Origin of the sequence: Methanoculleus sp. SDB, from assembly GCA_001412355.1 — an archaeon.
Lineage (GTDB): Archaea > Halobacteriota > Methanomicrobia > Methanomicrobiales > Methanomicrobiaceae > LKUD01.
In genome coordinates this window covers 1-1,836 of record LKUD01000088.1, presented here as the reverse complement: position 1 = coordinate 1,836, position 1,836 = coordinate 1, and the positions used below count along the sequence as shown (strand labels likewise).

The following is a 1,836-nucleotide window of genomic DNA, read 5'->3' as shown; positions in this document are numbered from 1 at the left end:
GGTCGATCTATCCGGTGGCCGCGTGCCGCCGGGCCGGGGGTCAGTCCGGGCAAGGTTTAATACCGGTCCGGACCAACATAGATCCCCTGTGAGGACAGAGGTGGATCAGGTGAATCGGGCGGTGAACCGTCCGGCTCCCGGCTTCACACGAGGAAGAAACAACAGGGTATAAATACCCTCGATACATACATTATTCCTCTGATTCGTGATGGAGAACCAAAATCGCCCGGGTGGGGGCGTTGGTTCTGACGTTGGCACTTGGCAATGCGGAAATCTATTTAGTAACCGCCAAATTCCTTTGAAAAAAACCGATACTGTGTGCCGAAGACTGCAGACCGTGTGTCTGTAGAGTACTTCTTCAAAAAAAATTCTGGTTGATCCTGCCAGAGGTCACTGCTATCGGGGTTCGATTAAGCCATGCGAGTCGAGAGGGTTCGGCCCTCGGCGGACTGCTCAGTAACACGTGGATAACCTGCCCTAAGGTGGGGCATAACCCCGGGAAACTGGGGATAATACCCCATAGGTTAGAGATGCTGGAATGCCCTTTAACCCAAAGCTCCGGCGCCTTAGGATGGATCTGCGGCCGATTAGGTAGTTGTTGGGGTAACGGCCCAACAAGCCCGTAATCGGTACGGGTTGTGGGAGCAAGAGCCCGGAGATGGACTCTGAGACACGAGTCCAGGCCCTACGGGGCGCAGCAGGCGCGAAAACTTTACAATGCAGGAAACTGTGATAAGGGAACCCCGAGTGCCCGTATACGCGGGCTGTCCAGGTGTTTAAAACGCATCTGAAGAAAGGGCCGGGCAAGACCGGTGCCAGCCGCCGCGGTAATACCGGCGGCTCGAGTGGTGGCCACTTTTATTGGGCTTAAAGCGTCCGTAGCTTGGTTGTTAAGTCTCTTGGGAAATCTCACGGCTCAACCGTGAGGCGTCTAAGGGATACTGGCAACCTAGGGACCGGAAGAGGTGAGAGGTACTCCAGGGGTAGGAGTGAAATCCTGTAATCCTTGGGGGACCACCTGTGGCGAAGGCGTCTCACCAGGACGGCTCCGACAGTGAGGGACGAAAGCTGGGGGAGCAAACCGGATTAGATACCCGGGTAGTCCCAGCCGTAAACGATGCGCGTTAGGTGTATCGGTGACCACGAGTCACCGAGGTGCCGAAGGGAAACCGTGAAACGCGCCGCCTGGGAAGTACGGTCGCAAGGCTGAAACTTAAAGGAATTGGCGGGGGAGCACCACAACAGGTGGAGCCTGCGGTTTAATTGGACTCAACGCCGGGAAGCTCACCGGATAAGACAGCGGAATGATTGCCGGGCTGAAGACTCTGCATGACTAGCTGAGAGGAGGTGCATGGCCGTCGTCAGTTCGTACTGTGAAGCATCCTGTTAAGTCAGGCAACGAGCGAGACCCACGCCAACAGTTGCCAGCATGGTCTCCGGACTGATGGGGACACTGTTGGGACCGCCTCTGCTAAAGAGGAGGAAGGAATGGGCAACGGTAGGTCAGCATGCCCCGAATTATCCGGGCTACACGCGGGCTACAATGGGCAGGACAATGGGTATCGACACCGAAAGGTGAAGGCAATCTCCTAAACCTGCTCTAAGTTCGGATTGTGGGCTGCAACTCGCCCACATGAAGCTGGAATCTGTAGTAATCGCGTTTCAAAATAGCGCGGTGAATGCGTCCCTGCTCCTTGCACACACCGCCCGTCAAACCACCCGAGTGAGGTTTGGATGAGGCTGTGGTCGTTGCCGCAGTCGAATCTAGATTTCGCAAGGGGGGTTAAGTCGTAACAAGGTAGCCGTAGGGGAATCTGCGGCTGGATCACCTCCTAA

Annotated in this window: 1 rRNA gene; it reads left to right on the top strand. The window is 55.9% G+C overall.

What is annotated here, in order from left to right:
- Positions 1 to 366: 366 nt before the first annotated feature.
- Positions 367 to 1,836: ribosomal RNA gene (locus APR53_05365) — 16S ribosomal RNA — on the top strand; the annotation flags it as partial.